Genomic DNA, 18,989 nt, shown 5'->3' with positions numbered 1-18,989 from the left:
CTTAAACACCGACTAACTTAAATATGACTATAGCTCATGAATCTTTATCAGTCAACTATTAAAGAATAGAACAGAAAAGGAGGAGGATAGATGGTTTGGCTCTATCTTGTTTTAGGGATACCTTTCCTATTTTCTCCCATAGTTCCCCTTTTACATAAGAAATTTACTCCTAAGATTCATACAGGCTGGTTCGTCCTCTGGATCCCTTTGTTGATCTTTTTCGCTTTTTTATCCACGATTCCCACCCTATCTTCAGGAGAAATCATTGCCCTAAGCCTTCCTTGGATTCCTTCCTATGATATTAATATCACCCTTCTTATAGATGGTTTATCCTTGATCTTCGGCCTGCTCATCAGCGGAGTAGGATTTCTGGTCATTCTCTATTCTATCTATTATCTTTCCAAGCACAAAGAAGCTTTACACAATTTTTATATCTATTTGCTCTTATTTATGGGAGCCATGCTGGGGGTTGTGCTTTCCGATAATATTTTTACCTTATATGTTTTTTGGGAAATGACCAGCATTTCTTCTTTTTTATTGATAGCCTACTGGTTTGAACGGGAGAAGTCCCGCTCCGGTGCCCGTAAATCCTTGCTGATTACGGTTTTTGGCGGGTTAGCTATGCTGGCAGGATTCATCCTCCTTACCATGATGACCGATACCCATAGCATTCGTGAGATGATCCATAGTCTGGGGGAGATTCACTCTCATTCCTTATTCCTGCCGGCGATGGTATTGATCTTGATCGGCGCCTTCACCAAATCTGCTCAATTTCCCTTTAGTATATGGCTGCCTGATGCCATGGAGGCCCCAACCCCTGTGAGCGCCTATCTGCATTCGGCCACGATGGTGAAAGCAGGCATTTATTTAGTTGCCCGCCTTACTCCTGTCTTTGGCGGGGGAGAGGTCTGGTTCTGGCTGGTTTCAGGTATTGGCCTTGTTACCCTGCTTTACGGTTCTTTCAACGCTATAAGGCAGACGGATTTAAAAGCTTTATTAGCTTACTCTACCATTAGCCAGTTGGGGCTTATCATGAGCTTATTAGGGCTGGGCTCTGCTGCGTTGGCACTTGACGCTGGAAATGCCAAAACTGCCTATGCTCTCGCTATCTTTACAGCACTCTTTCATTTAGTCAATCATTCCACCTTTAAGGGCTGCCTCTTTATGGTGGTGGGGATCATCGACCATGAAACAGGCACCCGGGATATCAGGAAACTGGGCGGATTAATGCATATCATGCCTATTTCTTTTACCCTGGCTCTCATCGGAAGTTTATCTATGGCGGGGCTGCCTCCTTTTAACGGGTTTTTAAGCAAAGAGCTCTTCTTTACCGCCGTATTAAACGCTTCGGAAATATCACTTCTCATTCCTGTCCTTGCCTGGATCGCCAGCATCTTAACCTTTGTCTACTGCATGATCATGGTCTTCAGGACCTTTACAGGTCAACCGAAACACAAGCTGGGGAAACAAGCCCACGAAGCGCCTCTGGGAATGTTGATCCCCCCTATAGTGTTGGCGGCTTTAGTGGTGATCCTATTTTTCTTCCCCAATGTCCTGGTCCAGTATGTATTGGCCCCTGCCTGGGCCGCGGTCCTGCCCCCTCTTGCTCAGGAAGGACTTTTAACAGTTCATGTCAGTCCATGGCATGGGGTTACTCCCGAACTTCTGATGACCCTTGGAGTGATCGTCTTTGGGCTTATTCTGTACAAGACCTTGAAAAAGTGGCAGAAGCTCTACCGCACTTACCCTCAGGCTTTAACCTTGAACCATATCTATGAGACCTCTCTGGAAAGGATGGAGTCCCTTTCCCTGTCTCTAACCAAACGGTATATGACAGGCTCCCTTCGGGATTATCTTATCTATATCTTAACCTTTATTATTGTGGCCGTAGGAGGGGCAATGGTCTTTTCAAAAGGGATCGTTTTTGACCCTTCTCTGGATGCTTCCTTCAGCATCTATGAGCTTGCTTTGCTGGCAGCCATGGTCATTTCCGCCGTCACCGTTCTCCTGGCCCAAACACGCCTGACCTCCGTTGTTGCGGTAGGATCCTTAGGCTTTCTTGTGGTCTTCTTCTTTGTTCTCTTCCGCGCTCCGGATTTAGCCCTCACCCAACTCGTGGTAGAGACCATCACCACAGTATTATTTTTACTTTGCTTTTACCATTTACCCAAGTTAAAAAAAGAGAACACTCCCCTTCCCACTAAAGTGGTCAATGGCTTGGTCTCCCTGGCCATTGGTATCGTTATGACTATGGTTGCTCTGTCTGCAAACGGGAATCCCCTCCCTGAGTCTATTTCCGGTTATTACGAAAATGCCTATGAGCTTGCCGGCGCGAAAAATATCGTCAACGCCATTCTGGTGGATTTTCGGGGATTTGATACTATGTTGGAAATTCTGGTCCTGTCTATGGCGGGGTTAGGAGTATATACATTAATAAAGCTGCGTATGGCAGGAGGGAAAGAGAATGAAAGATCCTAATGATGTCATTCTGCGGACAGTAACTAAAGTGGCCGTTGTCATTATCCTGACCTTCGCCGTCAATCTTTTTGTTTCCGGTCATCACAACCCAGGGGGCGGATTTATCGGCGGACTGGCATTTGTCGCGGCCATCGTCCTTCTCTTTTTAGTCTATGGGATTGAAAAAGTCCGCAAAAATTTCCCTGTGGATTTTAAAGCCCTTGCCGGGGCCGGGGTGCTGATTTCTGTCTTTACAGGGGCACGGGGAATGCTTATAGGAGAGCCTTTTTTAACCCAAGCCTTCGGTTATGTTCATCTTCCGCTGTTCGGAAGGACGGAGATGGCCACCGCCGTATTGTTCGATGTAGGGGTTGCCTTAGCTGTTATTGGAACGTCTTTAACCATTATTATGAGTATAGGTGATGATCGATAAATGGAAACATTGATGGCAATAGTGATCGGAATTTTATTTACCATAGGCACATACTTGATCCTCTCTAAAACTTTGCTCCGGGTTATTTTAGGAACCTCCATTATCGGGCACGGGGTCAATCTGCTGATCCTAACCATGGGAGGATTAAAAAAGGGCGGACCACCTCTTCTGGGCCTAAAGGAGAGCTTTTTCACGGATCCCCTTCCCCAGGCTCTTTTACTTACGGCTATTGTTATTAACTTCGCCACCACGGCCCTCTTCTTAGTATTGAGCTATCGAACCTATAACGTCCTGGGGACTGACGATTTGGAAGAATTAAGGGGGTATCATGATGAATAATTTAGTGATACTCCCGATCATCCTCCCGATTATTGCCGGAATGATCATGGTTATTTTGCGCAATCATATCCGTCTCCATCGGCTCCTAAGCCTCCTCACCACCACCCTGGTGGGAATCGCGGCTCTTTTTATCATGAGGGAAATCCAAGAAACAGGAATTCAAACCCTTCAACTGGGAGGGTGGGAAGCTCCCTTCGGCATAAGTTTAGTAGCTGATATGCTTTCGATTTTGCTGGTCTTAGTCACTGCAGTCGTCACTTTTTGTTGCGTGTATTATGCTTTCTCCTCCATCGGTATAGAGCGAGAGCGGCATTATTTTTATCCCTTAACCTTATTCTTAATCGCAGGTGTAAACGGTTCCTTCCTTACCGGGGATATTTTTAACCTATTCGTGTGCTTTGAGGTCATGTTGGTTGCCTCCTATGTGCTGATCACTTTAGGGGGAACCAAGATACAGCTAAAGGAATCCATTCACTATATTCTGATTAATATGGTGTCATCTTTCCTCTTCCTGATTGCCCTGGCCTTTCTTTATCGAATGACCGGAACGTTGAACTTAGCCCATTTATCTGTTCGGGTGGCGGAGATCGGACAGGATGGACTGATGACTGCGGTAGCCTTTTTGTTCTTAATCGTATTTAGTCTGAAAGCCGGCCTGTTTCTCTTCTTCTGGCTTCCAGGTTCTTATAGTACCCCCCCTACAGCTATAGCCGCTCTGTTTGCGGCCTTGTTAACCAAGGTTGGGATCTACTCCATTATTCGTTTGTTTTCTCTTGTTTTTTACCATGAACCGGAAGTCACCCATCTTCTCATCGGTGTTCTCGCTGCCGTGACCATGCTTTTAGGAGCCATGGGAGCAGTTGCTTTCGGGGATATCAAGAGTATCCTGACCTATAATGTGGTAGTTGGGGTCGGCTTTATTTTGGCAGGCTTTGCCTCCTTCACTGAAACAGGCCTGCGGGGATCCATCTATTATCTGGTCCATGACATGATTGTCAAAGCTCTCCTTTTCCTTTTAGGAGGAACAATCCTTCATTTGACAGGTACAGGCAAACTTAAGGAAATGAGCGGACTGATTCGCTTACATCCTCAATTAGGCTGGATGTTCTTTATTGCGGCCTTATCCCTATCCGGCATCCCTCCCTTGAGTGGTTTCGTCGGCAAAATCTTTGTCACTGAAGGGACCTTTCGCGCCGATTACTTTTGGCTCGGCGGCATCGGTCTGTTCACCAGCCTGATGGTCTTGTATTCTATGTTAAAGCTGTTCATGAATGTGTTCTGGGGATACACAAACTTTACGGAAGAAACGGAAAAAGGAACCACAAAAGGACTGCTGCTCCCCATCGCCCTACTTACAGCCTGTACTGTCGCCTTGGGCATAGGGGCAGAAGGACTCCATGGAGTCATAGATTTAGCGGTGGCGGGATTGCTGGAGCCCCAGATCTATATTGATGCCGTTCTCCAGGAGAGATTCCAGTAAGTGCACATGAGGGAAAGAGGTGATTCGATGCCAATGCAGGTGTTAATCAATTTATTTATCGGAGTTTTATGGATGTTTTTTCAGGATGATTGGAGCATCTTAACCTTTTCAAGCGGATATCTGTTTGGCATCCTGGTTCTCTTCATTTTACGGCGTTTTCTGAACAGCAAATTCTACCTTTTCACTTTACAAGCTGTTGCGGAGCTCTTTTTTCTCTTTATTTATGAACTTTTTACATCCAGCATCATGGTGATTCGGGAAATCATCAAGCCGAAGATTGATATTAAGCCGGGGATTTTTTCCTTGGAAACCAGTTTGGAATCCGATGTGGAAGTGACTCTTCTGGCACTTCTCATCACTTTGACCCCAGGATCCGTAGTGATGGAGATCTCTCCGGACAAGAGGATGTTCTATATCCACGCTATGGATATTCCCGAACTGAGCGATTCAGTCATCCGCTCTAAAGAAAAGTTTGAAGATGCTATTAAGAAGGTGACAAGGCTATGATAGAGGGAATCTTATTTTGGGTCATATTTTTATCCTTATGCTTTTCAACTCTTTCCATCTTGGCAACGATTTACCGTTGTGTCAAAGGGCCCACGGCCTCTGAACGTGTTCAAGCCCTGGATGCCCTCGGCATTAATATTATTGCCGCGGTAGCCATCTTTTCCGTATTTCTCAGAACTACAGCTTTTTTTGAAGTGATTCTATTGATTGGGATTCTCTCCTTTATCGGAACCATCGCTTTTGCACGATTTATCGAGAGGGGGATTGTCATTGAACGCGAACACGCTGATTGAGTTAGGTATAGGGATCATTATCTTAATCGGAACTATATTGGGTTTCCTCAGTGCCATTGGCTTTATTCGGCTCCCGGATGTCTATAATCGCGCCCATGCTCTTTCCAAAAGCTCTACATTAGGAGTATTATTTGTCCTGCTGGGGACCTTCCTCTTTTTCCTGTTTGTGGAGGATTATTTCAGTATCAAGTTATTCCTTGGCATTTTCTTTGTGTTTCTTACCTCTCCTGTTTCATCCCATGTTATCTGTCGTTCTGCCTATCGCGCACAAGTCCCCTTGGCTAAGGAAAGCGTACGTGACGATTTAAAAGAAGTATTGGAGAAGGCTTAAGCTTTTTCACAGCTGAAAAACAACCTCGGACCAGATAATTTTAATGGTCTGAGGTTGCTTTTTCTTTTTCAAGCAGTTTAATGAAAGCAATTAATGAAATGAAAGAATATTAAAAAATAATGTATACTTATTCATTTCCCACTTATAAATCTATAGGTCTTATGATATTATTATGTGTACTATAATAGATGCTTTTATATATAAAAATTTCAAAAAAGAAGGAGAGTGATGTTTGAGTGGTTGCTTTTTCGGTTATCTTCTACATGGTCATGATGCTGGCCATCGGGTATTATTCTTACAAGAGAACCACGAATCTATCCGATTACATGATTGGGGGACGAACTCTGGGCCCAGCGGTCACAGCTTTGAGCGCCGGTGCCTCGGATATGAGCGGCTGGCTCATGATGGGACTGCCAGGAGCCATGTTCGCTTCAGGAATCAGCTCTGGGTGGATTGTGGTCGGACTTACCATTGGTGCCTATTTTAACTGGCTCTATGTAGCTCCCCGCCTGCGTTCTTACACGGAAATTGCCAGTAATTCCATTACCATTCCCTCTTTCCTTGGACATCGTTTTCATGATACTTCCCATGTCATTCGTTTAGTTTCCGCACTCGTCATTATTATTTTCTTTACTTTCTATGTCTCTTCCGGTTTGGTTTCCGGCGCTGTTCTCTTCAATACAACCTTTGGTATCGGCTACCATACAGGGCTTTGGTTAATTCTTCTGGTTATTGTAGGGTATACCCTGATTGGAGGATTCTTAGCCGTTAGCTTTACGGACTTTGTCCAGGGATTAATCATGGTTACCGCATTAATCATGGTACCGATTGTTACACTTTGGTATAGCGGGGGCCTTGGATCTTCCTTCGCCACCATTCAAGCCATTGATCCAGCACTCTTAAATATCTTCACCGGAACCAGTGTTATTGGTATCATCTCCCTCTTGGCCTGGGGCTTAGGCTATTTCGGCCAACCCCATATCATTGTGCGTTTTATGGCCATCTCTTCAGTGAACGAGATCAAAAAGTCCCGCCGCATTGGTATGAGCTGGATGGTCTTCTCTGAAGTGGGAGCTATGTTTACCGGCCTCATAGGTATCGCTTACTTTGCCACTCATGGCCCTGCTCTGGCTGACCCTGAGACGGTATTTATCGAGCTGGGTAAAATTCTCTTCCATCCCATTGTCACCGGCTTCCTGATTTCCGCTATTCTTGCGGCTATTATGAGCACTATTTCCTCTCAGCTTCTGGTAACCTCCAGCTCCCTGACTGAGGATATTTATCGGATTCTCTTCCGTCGTGAGGCTAAAGATAAGGAGCTGGTTTTCGTCAGCCGTCTCTGTGTTCTGCTCGTTGCTCTTTTGGCCACCTATCTGGCCTGGACTCAAAATGATACCATTCTCAACCTGGTAGGCTATGCCTGGGCCGGTTTTGGTTCCGCCTTTGGTCCTGTTATTCTTTTAAGCCTCTACTGGAAACGGATGAACAAATGGGGAGCCCTGGCCGGCATGATTATGGGCTCAGCCACCGTTATCCTCTGGGAACAGTTCCCTGCCTTCGACGCAGTCTACGAAATGATACCCGGCTTTATCGTGGGCTTGCTTTCCATCCTTATCGTCAGCCTGCTGACCACTGAACCCTCAAAAGAGATTAAGGATGAGTTCGAAAAAACCGAAGCAGCGACTAAAAATGTCTGATTTACTAAAATAATATATGTTCGGAGAAAGGGCAGCCTTAAGAATACAGGCTGCCCCGAAAAAAAGATTCGCTCGCTCCCAAGTGCCAATCCACTCGGGGCGACCGAATCTTTTTTATATATCGATTACTTTTTTTCCTCAATGATATTTCGCGCGATCTTCACTCCGCATGCCTCCGCCTGAGCCAGGCCCCGCGTCACTCCCGCTCCGTCTCCTCCAGCATAGAGTCCTTCAATCTCAGTCTCAAAGTTATTTTTGAGCTTAGGACGAGAAGAATAGAACTTGGCTTCCACTCCATAAAGCAGGGTGTGCTCGGAGGCTATACCGGGCGTTACTTTATCCAAGGCCTCAATCATCTCGATGATGCTCTTCATGGTGGAGTAAGGAAGCACCAGCCCCAGGTTGCCGGGAACAGCCTCTTTTAAAGTAGGTTCCACAAAGCTTTCCTTGACACGCTTCTCTGTGGAGCGGCGGCCTTTCATAATATCCCCGAAGGTCTGCAGCAACACACTGCCGTTGGATAAATCATTGGCCAGCCGGGAAATGTTCTTGGCATACTCTGTAGGCTTGTTGAAGGGATAGGAGAAATTATGGGATACCAGCAAAGCAAAGTTGGTATTATTGCTGCCCAGATTCTTATCCCGATAAGCATGTCCATTGGCCAGCATGACCCCGGTATGATTCTCAATGACCACATGACCGGAAGGATTGCTGCAAAAGCTTCTCACGGTGGTACCTACGGAAGTCCGGTAGAGGAATTTTCCTTCGTACAAATTCTCGTTGATATCTTCCATAATGGTATCCAGGGTTTCGACACGAACTCCTACATCCACTTGGTTGCTGCTCATTTCCAGATTGTACTTCTTTAAGACATCTTTAAACCACTCTGAACCATCCCGTCCAGGAACCACTACCACCTTAGGAGCATAGTACTCTTCTCCCTTATTGGTACGGATTCCTTTAACCCGCAGGTGTCCTTCTCCTTCATCGGTCATAATATCAGCGACTTCCGTTTCGAACACCATATCGATTTTTCCTTTAAGGTACTCATAAATATCCTTGAGAATTTCCAGGTTTAATTCTGTTCCCAGATGCCGGACTTGAGCCCGAAGGAGCTTCAGGCCGGCTCCTAAGGCCTTCCTCTCAATCTCCTTTACCGCAGGAGTACTGGGATCCGTCAGTAAACTGGTGGCTCCATGGTTTAAGTTAATCTGATCCACATAGTTAATGAGACTCAAAACCTCAGAAGGAGGCAGATATTCGGTAAGCCATCCCCCAAACTCTGTGGTAATATTGAATTTTCCATCAGAATAGGCTCCAGCGCCCCCAAAACCGTTAGTAATAGAGCATGCAGGAGTACAGCTGGCAAATTCCCTTTGCTTATTGGGCGGCGGACATTTAGAAAGGGTTTTTTTCAAAATAGGGCAACTGCGTTTATAGATATCCCGTCCCTTTTCAATCAAAAGAACAGCAGCTTCAGGTGCTTTTGTGGCCAATTCATAACTAGCAAAAATTCCGGCGGGACCTGCCCCAACGATGATCACATCATACTTTTTCAAGGCTCATTCCTCCTCGGTTAAACTTAACTATAGCCAAACCTAGTAAACTATACCTTATGTTCTTTAATAATTCAAGCCTAAATCCGAACATTTTATTAAAATATCCACTTTTCGTTTGGATTCTTTAATTCTTTATTCAAACCGCCTTAAACTTGGAAAACAAAACACATTTTAACAATTATAGAATATTTGTTTCTATTGATACAGAACATATATTCGCATATAATATATGAAGCAGATCATACAATCCTAAGGTTTCTCTACATAGGTGGTGATTAGATTTTGGGTAAACCTATCATTTTTCATATTGATGTTAACTCAGCCTATCTCTCTTGGGAGGCGACCTACCGCCTTCAGCAAGGAGATCCCCTGGATTTAAGAACCGTCCCTTCTGTAGTCGGCGGGGATCCCTTGACCCGGCACGGGATCGTCCTGGCCAAATCGATCTTAGCTAAAGAATACGGTATCAAAACCGGGGAAACCCTATATTCCGCCCTCTCCAAATGTCCGGACTTGATCATTGCCAAGCCCAATTATCTCCTCTTTCGTCAGTGCAGCAAAGCTCTAGGCGATATCTTAAGGGAGTATTCTCCTTTAATCCAACAATTTTCCGTGGATGAATATTTTCTGGACTTCACTTCCATGGATCTTCTTTTTGGGGACCCCCTGGCTATCGCTTATCAAATTAAAGATCGGGTTAAAAAGGAGCTGGGCTTTACTGTAAATATCGGCATCTCTACCAATAAGCTGTTAGCAAAGATGGCTTCGGAACTCCAAAAGCCCGACAAAGTCCACACCTTATTTCCTGAAGAGATTCCTGAAAAAATGTGGCCCTTGCCCATCGGAGAACTTTTCATGGTGGGAAGAGCAACTACCCGGAAACTTCTCTCCCGCAATATCAAAACCATTGGAGAGTTGGCACACACTGACCCCCGCCTCTTAAAAGCAATCTTGAAAAGCTATGGCCTTCTAATTTGGAATTATGCTCACGGAATCGAAAACTCTCCCGTCCGTCCCGGCGGAAGGGTAGAGGTCAAAGGCATGGGCAATTCCACTACCCTATCCTTCGATGTTGATAATCGCAAGGAGGCTCACCTGGTTCTGCTCTCCCTTGTTGAAACCGTCAGCGCCAGGTTAAGGCATAGTCAGTACTTCACCCGGCTGGTGTCCATCTCTTTTCGGACCAACGAATTTCTCTCCTATTCTCATCAACGAAAACTCTCCCAGGCCACAGACTGTACCAATGAAATCTGGGAGATTGCCTGTCGGCTCTTTGACGAATTATGGAAGGGCCAGCCCCTGAGACACCTGGGGGTTCGAGTCTCCGAGCTTTGTCAGAATGATTTCCTGCAGCTTTCCCTCTTCGCCAAGGATTATGAAAAGGAGCGAAAGGTGGATCAAGCTATTGATGGGATTCGCGAGCGCTTTGGCTCTCAGGCTATTATGCGCTCCTCTTATCTTCACTCCGGCCTTAAATCCATGACTGGGGGAGTCATCGCCGAAGAGGAGTATCCGACGATGACCAGCCTGCTTTAAAAAAGATCCTTTAGCCGTTCCTTCAGGATGACAGCTCTAAAAAAAGGAGTGTTTTTAGTGAAGGTTATCATGCAACCCATTGAAATGATGGCCCATTTCAATGAATACGGCTTTCCCCGGCCGGTTAAATTCAAGGCTCGCTTCGAAGATATTCCTTTTGTCATTGTCATTGACAAAATCATCTTAAAATCCGAGGAAAAAATAGCCGGCAATCCCATAATTATTTTTCGCTGTCAAAGTATTATCAACGGATTTCTTAAGATGTATGAACTCAAGTATGAACTCCATACCTGCGAATGGTTTTTATATAAGATATGACAAGTACGCTGCTGCAAAAGGAGGACCGTGAGCCGCCTTAGCTGCTCCCGGTCCCCCTTGCCTTATATTCAGGATTCACTTGCCAGATTTTTGCTTCCTTTTGCTATCCATGGGATCAAACTATTTGAGGATGTTCCATACTCCGTCCGACGCTTTGTGCTATAGGTCGGAGCTCTGCAGAGAGCCGGGCAAACTGCTCCGGAGTGAGAGATTGGATACCGTCGCTTTGGGCTTCCCCAGGATTAGGATGGACTTCAATAAGCAGCCCATCGGCTCCTACCGCTATAGCAGCCTTGGCTAAGGAAGGAATGATATCCACTCTCCCAGCCGCATGGCTGGGGTCCACAATGACAGGCAGATGAGAAAGCACTTTCACTAAGCTCACCGCACCGAGATCCAAGGTATTACGAGTGCTGGGCTCAAAAGTACGAATCCCCCGCTCACAGAGAATCACTTGAGAATTCCCACCGGTTAGGATATATTCTGCAGCCGAGAGCCATTCCTCCACCGTGGCCGCCAGGCCCCTTTTAAGAATTACAGGAGTATTTATCTCTCCCAAGAGCTTAAGAAGATGGAAATTTTGCATATTGCGAGAACCTACCTGCAGAATATCCACCTTATTCACCAGCACTTCCAGGCTACGTTCATCCATAACCTCCGTCACGGTAAGGAGCCCATATTCTGCAGCAGCCTCCGCCAGATAGTCTATTCCTTCTTCCCCTAAACCCTGGAAGCTATAGGGGGAAGTACGGGGCTTATAGACTCCCCCTCTTAAAATCTTTCCGCCAGCTTCTTTGACCCCTTGGGCAGCGGCCCGCATCTGTTCTCTGGACTCTACAGCACAGGGACCGGCCATCAGTACGATCTCCTGGGCTCCAATGGTCGTATCCCCTACCCTGATCATACTTCGCTCACCCTTTAATCCCACTAAAGGCAAATTCATAACCCCAACCCCCTGATATAATAGTCCACGGCGCCCTCTTCCTGGGATGAAAGCCGTGGACTTTCTGTCTTACCGCTCACTTCGCAGAAAAATTTCTTTATATTATATCCCATAAGCTATTCCCAATACAAGATCTCCTCAAGATATCTCCTTTTAATAAGGAAGTCGTATCATTCCGAAAGGATCCACCTCCAGGTCAAAGGTTTCTCCTTGACCGTTCCATTTTATACTGAAACTATATCTGCCTTCGGCCTTATTCACCAAACCGCTCCCTCTGCCCAAATTGGCAAAGCCATCGGGACGCAGGGTATGCTGTGTTCCACCGAAGCTGCCACTCGTACCTTCAAGGATATAGTTAAACGATTCTACTTGAGAAGGGTTCCCCTTATATTTGGCTCTAGCACTCTCTTCACTCCAGCCGTCATAACCCAGCACACCACGGTCATCTTTATAAAATTGGTTAAAGTAGTTAAGTGCTACCTCAACCTGCCAATAGTGACCCTCCCCTCGGAAAATCAGGGTCTTCCCACCATTTAAGTCCCTCAATACCAATTCGGCAATTGCTTTTGACCGTTGTACATAGGAAGTATAGGCCGGCCCCATAGCCTTAAAGCTTTCTTCATCCAGCAAAGGGCAGTAAACAATGAACATATTCTTAGCCATCAGAATCTGAAAAAGCTGGCTGTAAGGTAAAAACATCTCCATCATTTCGGAGTCAAGCCTCCAGTAATGCCCGGCCAGCTTTTTCCGTTCCCCATGGGAGGAAAAGGGGTATATCAATACTAAATCCTCAGAGTTGTGGATGCGGAATACTTCAGGTTCAATGCCGAACAGTGCCGTATTCTCAAATCCTTCTCTTCCCACAGATTCAAGCTTAAACCCTTTTTGACTAAAAAGCTTCGTGACCTCACTCAAGGTCAACGGGCGATACTCCAGCTCTTCCTTGGTCATTCCTGAAGATAATCCTATAGAACCGGCTATAACCACAAAAATTAACAGGATGACCACTAAGGATTGCGCTAGTTTCGCCTTATGCATCATATTCCTCCCCTTTCTTCTTGCTTACAAAAAATAAAGGAATTAACACTATTAACCAGTGTTAATTCCTTTTTCTATACCAGAACGAGAAAACCCTTTTTAATTTGATTCATTATTCGTACTTACTTTCCGCTGGTTTCTCTCCTCCAGCCAACTCTTAACATAGGCATAAACCGCCGGCATAGCCGATATGCCAATAATGGCAAAAATCACCAGGGTGAAATTGTCCCGTACGAAAGGTAGACCGCCAAAGAAATAACCGGCGCAAAGAGCTATCGTAACCCACAGTAAGGCCCCTACGAAATTATAGGCAAGGAACCTCAGGTATTTCATTGTGCCGACACCTGCTACGAAGGGGGCAAAGGTTCGAATAATAGGAATGAAGCGGGCAATGATAATGGTCTTGCCCCCATGCTTCTCATAAAACCTTTGTGTCTTCATAAGGTTCTCATGATTAAGAAAACGCATCTCTTTGGAAAATACTTTTGGCCCTAAGAAGCGGCCGACCTCATAATTGACCGTATCCCCTAAAACCGCAGCCCCCAGCAGCAAGAAAAATAAAATCCGCACATCTAAAGCACCGGCGGCTGCGAAAGTACCTACTACAAAAATCAAAGAATCTCCTGGCAGAAAAGGGGTTACAACCAACCCTGTTTCAGCAAAGATAATCAAAAAGAGAATGAGATAAGTCCAAACCCCATAAGCAGCTATGATTTCACCAATATGACTGTCCAAGTGAATAAAAAAGTCCACCACGGTCTGTATAACTTCCAAAGTTTAACCCCCTAGATTGTATCATCAAAAACACTTCGTCCGCTAATTCTCTTCCGAATCATCATAGCTTTTTATCGAAAAAAAATCAAATAAAGTGAAGAGATTTAAGAAAAGATTAATAAAGGAGTCGCTTATTTCAAGGGCTAGAGCCCAATTTTGTATCTTTCATGTATATTACCGTTAAGAATCAAGAGAGTATAGGAGCTACCTTATAAGAATTTTGACTGTCAAAGCAGAAGCCCAGTGCATCATATTTGCACCGGGTTTCTGCTTTGACTATATGTCCCTATCCCCATAAACGTGACAAGCACCGATTATTCTTCGGTGCTTTTTTCGTGACTTTGAGCTATGTTATACAAAACTTTAGTTGCCGTGGTTTGCTCTACCGTCAGCAACTCTTCTATTGTAATTTCTAAGGCCCAGGCAATCCGTGCCAACGGTGCAATATTTGGCCGCTTCTCCCCTGCTTCTATTTGCTTGATGCGCTTTAACGTGATCCCTGTCTTCTGTGCTAAATATTCTATGCTCATATTAAGCTGTTCGCGGCGCGCAGTTATGTTTTTACCAATTGTGACAGCGTCAATTTTGATCATGTCTACCTCCGCACCGGGATTATTCTTCGGTGCTTTTTTCGTGTACCAGCAACTCCCCTACTTCAACGCCCAGGTAGGTACAGAGTTTATCCAGCGTTTCAAATTGTACTCCTTTTGCCCTGCCGTGGTAAAGGTCTGCTACGGTATTCCGGGCCAAGCCGGTTCCTTCCAGTACCTCAGATATTTTAAGCCTTTTTCTGCCCATTATTTCGCTCAGTCTGTTTTCGATCATGATTGCCACACTCCTTAAAAACATAATAACAAATATAATAAAAAACATCAATAGTGTGATAAAAACTATTGACACCATGATTATTATAGAGTATATTATAATCATAAAGGTGATAAAAAACGTCAAAACAATGATTATAAAGGAGGCCACCCATATGGAAAAAATAAAAACTCAAATCACTGCAGCCCTAAAAGCTCTCGGCGTAAAGGGGACCGTCAGCATAAGCCCGGCCGGTTATCAGCGGTACCAGGTGGAGCTGAACGAGGAATATTTTGGGATATTCGATGTAAGCAGAAACACATTTGTTGACTAATCAAAGCCGAAAGCCGGGCGGCTAAACTCCCGGCTCAGAGAAAGGATGGATGAAGATGAAACTCTACAGAATAAGCCGGCAAGTCCTTGAACAAGCAGAACGCATGGCTGCAAAGTGGGAGGCACGGTCTGAAGCTTGGTGGAATAAGCAATCAGGAGGAAGTGACGAGGGGTGGGGATACTCAACCGCCGACTACTGCAAAACGCTTGAGGAAGCTGAGGCATGCGAGTCAAGAGCCGAAGAGATACACCAAGCTTTAGCCCAAGTAACCGGCTCAGCATACACCCCAGTGGCTCCCTGGTCGGTCATAGAGACGTTAAAAGCTGCAGCGGTAGACAGGGACGTATTAGATATGAGCATGTAACACTAACTCCCCACCCCTGCAGAGTGACGCCGCTTCCCCACCGGCGGTAATGCACACCGGCCAGAGCCGGTCCCGGTCACAAGTCCGAGGAGCATAAGAGAGGATGGATAAGATGAAAACGTTGAGAAATGAAATAATCCGTAAGGCCGCTGAGCTGGCCCACAAAAACGACCCCTACTTAACCAAGCATGAATGTGCCAGCGAATATTACGACCAATTTGAGGACGGTAGCTATGAGCTATGGCTAAGAGGATGGCTAGGTCTCATGATAGAGGACGGTAGCAAAGAGGCCATCGAAATCATGAAGGACTTGATACGCTATCGGCTGCAATCCAAGCCTAACACCCCCGCCTGACGATGACCGCCTGGGACGCGGTCGAAACTCCCTCCGGGGAGTCGCGGGATCCCGCTTCGAGCTGGTCATGCATGGCCGGCCTTTACATAGATTTATTTGGTCTTTCTCAATTACATATGATATCATTTTCGCTAAGGGAGGTTGTTTTATGGTTTTTAGTGGCTACAGAGAAGACCATCGCGGCAACTGGTTTGGCGGTAATCAGTTTATATGGGTAAATGATCAAGAAGGCAAGGAAAAATACAAAGCCAAGTTTTATATCGTAAGCGAACAGAACAAGCACCTTATCCGGGTTCGTGACGAAAAGCAACAGGATCTGCTTTACTGCATGTCTGGACCACACGTGACAAATGCGGAAATAGACTGGTTATTGGATAAAACTAAAGGTGGATTTGCGTATTACGATAGCCCGGAGGATTATCTTAAGGATTTCGATGATAAGTATAAGGTATAAAAAAAAGCCCTCCCCCGCACCAAGCGAGAGAGGGCTTTGCCATGTATGTGTCAGGTTAATATTTGTCACCAGTCTGGACTGCCAATTAAAACATTAACCAATGCTTCATCTATTATAATAACCCAATTACCTTCTTGTTTCTGTAAGTTTATCTCAGCTTCAAGAGTAATCATTGCAAGATTACTTTTCTCTAGTTCTTGATGTATTAAAGCATCCATCCTTTTATCAAAGTCTTCCTGATTGAATTCACCAGCGTTTTCTAATGAAATCTGCAGCAAATACCCCTCAGTCATTATAGTTTTATACAGTCTGTCTTCGTCTACTTTAGTTATTCTAACCGGCACAATTGCTTCGTCACCTTTAATCATAGGATCACTAAGCCTAAAAGTCATCTTCGAAAGAAAATGAGGTGCGTATCCCAGATCATCCATATCCACTGGCCCAATGTCCCTGCCGGTTAACTCTCCTACAGTAGTGAAGTCACAAGCTCGAAACGCCTCCAAAAATTCCTGAGCCACTTTCTCCGGATCATCTATATTTTTAGCGCCCCCAGCGGCATTAGCGGTACCAGTGCAACCAGAAATAGCCATTAAGGATAAGATTGACATAACAACAAGCACTCTTTTGATTCGCATAGATACCCTCCTTCTTAACTACGATTATACTTCACAGGCTCAATGCATTATGTTGTAAATCGTCGAATGTTTTAAAGTTCTTGTTTGAGTCTTAGATGCAAAAAGCCCTTCTTGCTTCATTGCAGGAAGGGCTTTTACTATGTCCTATACTTATCCAGGATCCGATTCCTTGCGCTCCTTAAACGGCGCGGGAATAGGCTTCTCATCGAGGTTCAACAAATAATTCTTGGCTTCATCATAGAGCCGGTCAGCCAGTTCAGCGAACATTTTATAGCTGATAATCAGCCTCACATATTTCGGTAAAAGCTGATACCCCTTTTCCACCACAAAACCAAACTTCTCTTCCCCGGTCTGCAGCGCATACTCTTCAGCTTGCTTCTCCAACCTCAGCATCAGCGAGAGCACAATCTTTCCCGCTTTCGCTCTCCCCTGACTGATCAGATAAATAATAAAGACTGCCACAACGAGCAGCAGCCCCCAGAAGTTCTGGACGTATCCTAATGCAGTTTCCATGACTCATTCCTCCTATAATCCTAACTTCGCCGTCTCAATACGGTCACTGCCGGCATAGTAATAATTCCCGTCGCCGTTTGTCCCCTGTACCCCAATCCAGTGCTTATTCTTAGCCTGGATTTTCTCTGCAAAGGCCTTATGGACCATCGGGCATTTTAGCTTAAAGCTGAGCAAAAGCGCGGCTCCTACGTCCCCGTCGGCGTAGATTACGAGGTTATCCACTTCATGATCTCCCTTCAAATCTGCAAATAACTTAGCCCAGGGAAACTTAGCCCCTGGGCAATTTGGTCTGTTGACACTGTCAATTCTGTAATGGCCTATAACGTGGTCACTGTCCATCTTTATTGCCGGGTACTTTGCCAGGAGCTGACCATGGAGCCATAGCGTGGATTGGTACTGAGCTTCTGTCAGCCCGTCCCCAGGCATTCCTTCGTGTTCAATGCCGATGGTGTAATTGTTTGGGTTAGATCCGTCGTATAGGTTCCAATTCGGCCTATTGACAACCCCAGCATGCCAAGCCGTATCTCCCTCCTTAACCATCTGTAATATACGGCCATCTCTAAGAACCAGGTAATGTGCGCTTGCTTGGGATTCAGGATTCTGCATCCAGCTTAAGCAGCCTGGATAATAGCCGGCGGTGATATGGCTTACAATGGCCAGCGGCTTACGACCATTGCGACTGGCACGATAGTTCGGTGTGCCTACCCATTCGATTTGTGGCATATGCTTACTCTCCTTTCTGCTCAATGCGGTCAATCCGCTTGTGAGCCTGTTTGGATGACTCTTCGACGCGGGTAAGGCGTTCGCCCATGGCATCCATGCGTTGGCCCTGGGAGCGTTGTTCTATCCGGATATCGTCTACCCCGCGCTTCAGATACTCCATGTCCGTCCGGATTACTGTGTCGATCTCAGCGTCTTTCCTGACTTCTCTTTTAGCTTCCTTTGCTCTTGCCGACCATCCTAAGATGATTCCTGATAAAGTTGCTACAATCCCGATTAGGGCTGTGATAAGTGTAAAGTCCAAAGGCTATCACCTCTTTCAAGCTTGTACATTATATGAATTATGCGCCACTATTGTGATTGACCTATTTTAAATCATAAAAAATACGCCTTATGTGGCGTTGGTGGTATTGCGTACCTTGGTTAATTATGCAGCTATTGGATTCCCATCAGCATCATACATACCTGCTTCAACAAGCTTTTCCATTACTGCATTGTAGTATCTTTCAGGCACCTCGTTTAATTCGCTAAGTCCCAGCTTAATCTTTGTAAACCAAAATAGCACCATAAGTCATTCTCCTTTCAAAACCTTTATTTCTTGCTTCAGCCCCTCGATTTCAAGTAGAGCCATTGCCAAAGTTTCCGCAAGCGCAGACGTATCGTCCAGTGCATATGCAAAGGTTTCAGCTATTGCAGCAGTGTCCTCCAATGTAAAAGCAGTAGCTTCCGCTACCGCCTCAACGTCTTCACCCAGCGAGGTCACTCTTTCATCTAGTGTAGGCGGTGGTGCTGGCCTTGCGTCGGTCTCGGCCTGTTTTTCCTCGGCTGTACGCCCTACCACTTCGCCGTCAATGAGTCTGTAGTTATAACAGCCGGATTCGTCAAATAGGCCGTTCGGTAGGTAGTTGCCCTGGGCGTGGTAGTGCTTCACATTGTCATACCCCTCATCAATTTGCACCCAGCCTGTTGGATCATCGAGGAAAACGGAGGAATTTATTGAGATGATGCGGCCGTCAGTATCAGTCTGCACATATACCTTTATCGGTTCTTGCTCGTATTCATCAAATGGTTCTTCTAAAATTAAATCGTCATCCACTGGAGCACC

The 18,989-nt window shown here is 45.5% G+C and carries 26 protein-coding genes; 14 read left to right on the top strand and 12 right to left on the bottom strand.

The genetic code is table 11. The features are described from left to right. The first annotated feature begins 90 nt into the window (after positions 1-90). The 8 genes from DESDE_RS05505 (at position 91) to putP (ending at position 7,537) form a co-directional block, all read left to right on the top strand. Positions 91-2,478 carry a Na+/H+ antiporter subunit A gene (locus tag DESDE_RS05505; RefSeq protein WP_014793054.1) on the top strand — a complete coding sequence of 796 codons (2,388 nt, stop codon included), beginning with the start codon at positions 91-93 and terminating at the stop codon, positions 2,476-2,478. Then, a complete protein-coding gene (locus DESDE_RS05500) occupies positions 2,465-2,890 on the top strand; it encodes a Na(+)/H(+) antiporter subunit B (RefSeq protein WP_014793053.1) in 426 nt (141 codons plus the stop codon). The genes DESDE_RS05505 and DESDE_RS05500 overlap by 14 nt, the downstream gene beginning before the upstream one ends. Beyond that, positions 2,891-3,229: a Na(+)/H(+) antiporter subunit C gene (locus DESDE_RS05495; RefSeq protein WP_019849712.1), complete on the top strand. Its 339-nt coding sequence runs from the start codon at positions 2,891-2,893 to the stop codon at positions 3,227-3,229. Then, on the top strand, positions 3,222-4,709 hold the full coding sequence (locus DESDE_RS05490; RefSeq protein WP_014793051.1) for a Na+/H+ antiporter subunit D: 1,488 nt from the start codon (positions 3,222-3,224) through the stop codon (positions 4,707-4,709). The genes DESDE_RS05495 and DESDE_RS05490 overlap by 8 nt, the downstream gene beginning before the upstream one ends. A gap of 33 nt (positions 4,710-4,742) precedes the next feature. After that, entirely contained in the window at positions 4,743-5,216 is a 474-nt protein-coding gene (locus tag DESDE_RS05485; RefSeq protein ID WP_172637644.1) for a Na+/H+ antiporter subunit E, read from the top strand. Further along, on the top strand, positions 5,213-5,509 hold the full coding sequence (locus tag DESDE_RS05480; RefSeq protein WP_014793049.1) for a Na(+)/H(+) antiporter subunit F1: 297 nt from the start codon (positions 5,213-5,215) through the stop codon (positions 5,507-5,509). The genes DESDE_RS05485 and DESDE_RS05480 overlap by 4 nt, the downstream gene beginning before the upstream one ends. Then, entirely contained in the window at positions 5,481-5,840 is a 360-nt protein-coding gene (gene mnhG, locus DESDE_RS05475; protein WP_172637584.1) for a monovalent cation/H(+) antiporter subunit G, read from the top strand. The genes DESDE_RS05480 and mnhG overlap by 29 nt, the downstream gene beginning before the upstream one ends. A gap of 236 nt (positions 5,841-6,076) precedes the next feature. Continuing rightward, on the top strand, positions 6,077-7,537 hold the full coding sequence (gene putP / locus DESDE_RS05470) for a sodium/proline symporter PutP (RefSeq protein ID WP_014793047.1): 1,461 nt from the start codon (positions 6,077-6,079) through the stop codon (positions 7,535-7,537). Between the two features lie 125 nt (positions 7,538-7,662). Here the strand turns inward: putP and DESDE_RS05465 are convergent, their stop codons facing one another. Next, the gene (locus DESDE_RS05465) at positions 7,663-9,096 is read right to left on the bottom strand and encodes an NAD(P)/FAD-dependent oxidoreductase (RefSeq protein ID WP_014793046.1); all 1,434 of its coding nucleotides are present in this window, start codon (positions 9,094-9,096) and stop codon (positions 7,663-7,665) included. Between the two features lie 282 nt (positions 9,097-9,378). On the opposite strand from DESDE_RS05465, the gene DESDE_RS05460 reads away from it, so the two are divergent. Next, positions 9,379-10,632 (top strand): DNA polymerase Y family protein, encoded by a 1,254-nt coding sequence (locus tag DESDE_RS05460; RefSeq protein ID WP_014793045.1) that lies wholly within the window; start codon positions 9,379-9,381, stop codon positions 10,630-10,632. A 57-nt stretch (positions 10,633-10,689) separates the two neighbouring features. Further along, the gene (locus DESDE_RS05455) at positions 10,690-10,950 is read left to right on the top strand and encodes a hypothetical protein (RefSeq protein WP_014793044.1); all 261 of its coding nucleotides are present in this window, start codon (positions 10,690-10,692) and stop codon (positions 10,948-10,950) included. 115 nt (positions 10,951-11,065) lie between these two features. Here DESDE_RS05455 and aroF read toward each other — a convergent pair whose 3' ends face one another. From aroF to DESDE_RS05430, 5 genes are all read right to left on the bottom strand, one after another. After that, positions 11,066-11,893: a 3-deoxy-7-phosphoheptulonate synthase gene (gene aroF / locus DESDE_RS05450; RefSeq protein WP_041917218.1), complete on the bottom strand. Its 828-nt coding sequence runs from the start codon at positions 11,891-11,893 to the stop codon at positions 11,066-11,068. 153 nt (positions 11,894-12,046) lie between these two features. Further along, positions 12,047-12,934 (bottom strand): hypothetical protein, encoded by an 888-nt coding sequence (locus DESDE_RS05445; RefSeq protein WP_242831341.1) that lies wholly within the window; start codon positions 12,932-12,934, stop codon positions 12,047-12,049. A gap of 96 nt (positions 12,935-13,030) precedes the next feature. Next, positions 13,031-13,705, bottom strand: a complete 675-nt coding sequence (locus tag DESDE_RS05440; RefSeq protein WP_014793042.1) for a DedA family protein — start codon at positions 13,703-13,705, stop codon at positions 13,031-13,033. Between the two features lie 314 nt (positions 13,706-14,019). After that, positions 14,020-14,298, bottom strand: a complete 279-nt coding sequence (locus DESDE_RS05435) for a helix-turn-helix domain-containing protein (RefSeq protein ID WP_014793041.1) — start codon at positions 14,296-14,298, stop codon at positions 14,020-14,022. Between the two features lie 19 nt (positions 14,299-14,317). Then, the gene (locus tag DESDE_RS05430) at positions 14,318-14,530 is read right to left on the bottom strand and encodes a helix-turn-helix domain-containing protein (RefSeq protein WP_014793040.1); all 213 of its coding nucleotides are present in this window, start codon (positions 14,528-14,530) and stop codon (positions 14,318-14,320) included. A 154-nt stretch (positions 14,531-14,684) separates the two neighbouring features. On the opposite strand from DESDE_RS05430, the gene DESDE_RS21805 reads away from it, so the two are divergent. The 4 genes from DESDE_RS21805 (at position 14,685) to DESDE_RS05415 (ending at position 16,016) form a co-directional block, all read left to right on the top strand. Beyond that, positions 14,685-14,843: a hypothetical protein gene (locus DESDE_RS21805; RefSeq protein WP_014793039.1), complete on the top strand. Its 159-nt coding sequence runs from the start codon at positions 14,685-14,687 to the stop codon at positions 14,841-14,843. 55 nt (positions 14,844-14,898) lie between these two features. After that, positions 14,899-15,207 carry a hypothetical protein gene (locus tag DESDE_RS05425; protein WP_014793038.1) on the top strand — a complete coding sequence of 103 codons (309 nt, stop codon included), beginning with the start codon at positions 14,899-14,901 and terminating at the stop codon, positions 15,205-15,207. A gap of 112 nt (positions 15,208-15,319) precedes the next feature. Beyond that, positions 15,320-15,562 (top strand): hypothetical protein, encoded by a 243-nt coding sequence (locus DESDE_RS05420; RefSeq protein ID WP_242831340.1) that lies wholly within the window; start codon positions 15,320-15,322, stop codon positions 15,560-15,562. A gap of 148 nt (positions 15,563-15,710) precedes the next feature. Next, a complete protein-coding gene (locus DESDE_RS05415; RefSeq protein ID WP_014793036.1) occupies positions 15,711-16,016 on the top strand; it encodes a hypothetical protein in 306 nt (101 codons plus the stop codon). Positions 16,017-16,081: 65 nt separating this feature from the next. Here the strand turns inward: DESDE_RS05415 and DESDE_RS05410 are convergent, their stop codons facing one another. The 6 genes from DESDE_RS05410 to DESDE_RS20775 all read right to left on the bottom strand — a co-directional run bounded on the left by DESDE_RS05410 (position 16,082) and on the right by DESDE_RS20775 (position 18,980). After that, a complete protein-coding gene (locus DESDE_RS05410) occupies positions 16,082-16,651 on the bottom strand; it encodes a hypothetical protein (RefSeq protein WP_014793035.1) in 570 nt (189 codons plus the stop codon). Between the two features lie 150 nt (positions 16,652-16,801). Then, the gene (locus DESDE_RS05405) at positions 16,802-17,164 is read right to left on the bottom strand and encodes a hypothetical protein (RefSeq protein WP_014793034.1); all 363 of its coding nucleotides are present in this window, start codon (positions 17,162-17,164) and stop codon (positions 16,802-16,804) included. Positions 17,165-17,176: 12 nt separating this feature from the next. After that, positions 17,177-17,887 (bottom strand): N-acetylmuramoyl-L-alanine amidase, encoded by a 711-nt coding sequence (locus DESDE_RS05400; protein ID WP_014793033.1) that lies wholly within the window; start codon positions 17,885-17,887, stop codon positions 17,177-17,179. Positions 17,888-17,891: 4 nt separating this feature from the next. After that, positions 17,892-18,188, bottom strand: coding sequence for a hypothetical protein (locus DESDE_RS05395; RefSeq protein WP_014793032.1), 297 nt, complete (start codon positions 18,186-18,188; stop codon positions 17,892-17,894). 123 nt (positions 18,189-18,311) lie between these two features. Continuing rightward, the gene (locus tag DESDE_RS21800; protein ID WP_014793031.1) at positions 18,312-18,452 is read right to left on the bottom strand and encodes a hypothetical protein; all 141 of its coding nucleotides are present in this window, start codon (positions 18,450-18,452) and stop codon (positions 18,312-18,314) included. Between the two features lie 3 nt (positions 18,453-18,455). Continuing rightward, entirely contained in the window at positions 18,456-18,980 is a 525-nt protein-coding gene (locus tag DESDE_RS20775; RefSeq protein ID WP_014793030.1) for a hypothetical protein, read from the bottom strand. Between the last annotated feature and the right edge of the window lie 9 nt (positions 18,981-18,989).

Source organism: Desulfitobacterium dehalogenans ATCC 51507 (genome assembly GCF_000243155.2).
In the GTDB taxonomy this organism is placed as follows: domain Bacteria; phylum Bacillota; class Desulfitobacteriia; order Desulfitobacteriales; family Desulfitobacteriaceae; genus Desulfitobacterium; species Desulfitobacterium dehalogenans.
Note: the sequence above shows the minus strand (reverse complement) of the source record. Positions and strands in the feature narration are given on the sequence as shown.

Excerpts from the sequence above, each read along its gene's own strand:
- DESDE_RS05505 (WP_014793054.1), top strand. The coding sequence starts at position 91 with ATGGTTTGGCTCTATCTTGTTTTAGGGATACCTTTCCTATTTTCTCCC.
- DESDE_RS05500 (WP_014793053.1), top strand. The coding sequence starts at position 2,465 with ATGAAAGATCCTAATGATGTCATTCTGCGGACAGTAACTAAAGTGGCC.
- DESDE_RS05495 (WP_019849712.1), top strand. The coding sequence starts at position 2,891 with ATGGAAACATTGATGGCAATAGTGATCGGAATTTTATTTACCATAGGC.
- DESDE_RS05490 (WP_014793051.1), top strand. The coding sequence starts at position 3,222 with ATGAATAATTTAGTGATACTCCCGATCATCCTCCCGATTATTGCCGGA.
- DESDE_RS05485 (WP_172637644.1), top strand. The coding sequence starts at position 4,743 with ATGCAGGTGTTAATCAATTTATTTATCGGAGTTTTATGGATGTTTTTT.
- DESDE_RS05480 (WP_014793049.1), top strand. The coding sequence starts at position 5,213 with ATGATAGAGGGAATCTTATTTTGGGTCATATTTTTATCCTTATGCTTT.
- aroF (WP_041917218.1), bottom strand. The coding sequence starts at position 11,893 with ATGAATTTGCCTTTAGTGGGATTAAAGGGTGAGCGAAGTATGATCAGG.
- DESDE_RS05445 (WP_242831341.1), bottom strand. The coding sequence starts at position 12,934 with ATGATGCATAAGGCGAAACTAGCGCAATCCTTAGTGGTCATCCTGTTA.
- DESDE_RS05435 (WP_014793041.1), bottom strand. The coding sequence starts at position 14,298 with ATGATCAAAATTGACGCTGTCACAATTGGTAAAAACATAACTGCGCGC.
- DESDE_RS05430 (WP_014793040.1), bottom strand. The coding sequence starts at position 14,530 with ATGATCGAAAACAGACTGAGCGAAATAATGGGCAGAAAAAGGCTTAAA.
- DESDE_RS21805 (WP_014793039.1), top strand. The coding sequence starts at position 14,685 with ATGGAAAAAATAAAAACTCAAATCACTGCAGCCCTAAAAGCTCTCGGC.
- DESDE_RS05425 (WP_014793038.1), top strand. The coding sequence starts at position 14,899 with ATGAAACTCTACAGAATAAGCCGGCAAGTCCTTGAACAAGCAGAACGC.
- DESDE_RS05420 (WP_242831340.1), top strand. The coding sequence starts at position 15,320 with ATGAAAACGTTGAGAAATGAAATAATCCGTAAGGCCGCTGAGCTGGCC.
- DESDE_RS05415 (WP_014793036.1), top strand. The coding sequence starts at position 15,711 with ATGGTTTTTAGTGGCTACAGAGAAGACCATCGCGGCAACTGGTTTGGC.
- DESDE_RS05410 (WP_014793035.1), bottom strand. The coding sequence starts at position 16,651 with ATGCGAATCAAAAGAGTGCTTGTTGTTATGTCAATCTTATCCTTAATG.
- DESDE_RS05405 (WP_014793034.1), bottom strand. The coding sequence starts at position 17,164 with ATGGAAACTGCATTAGGATACGTCCAGAACTTCTGGGGGCTGCTGCTC.
- DESDE_RS05400 (WP_014793033.1), bottom strand. The coding sequence starts at position 17,887 with ATGCCACAAATCGAATGGGTAGGCACACCGAACTATCGTGCCAGTCGC.
- DESDE_RS21800 (WP_014793031.1), bottom strand. The coding sequence starts at position 18,452 with ATGGTGCTATTTTGGTTTACAAAGATTAAGCTGGGACTTAGCGAATTA.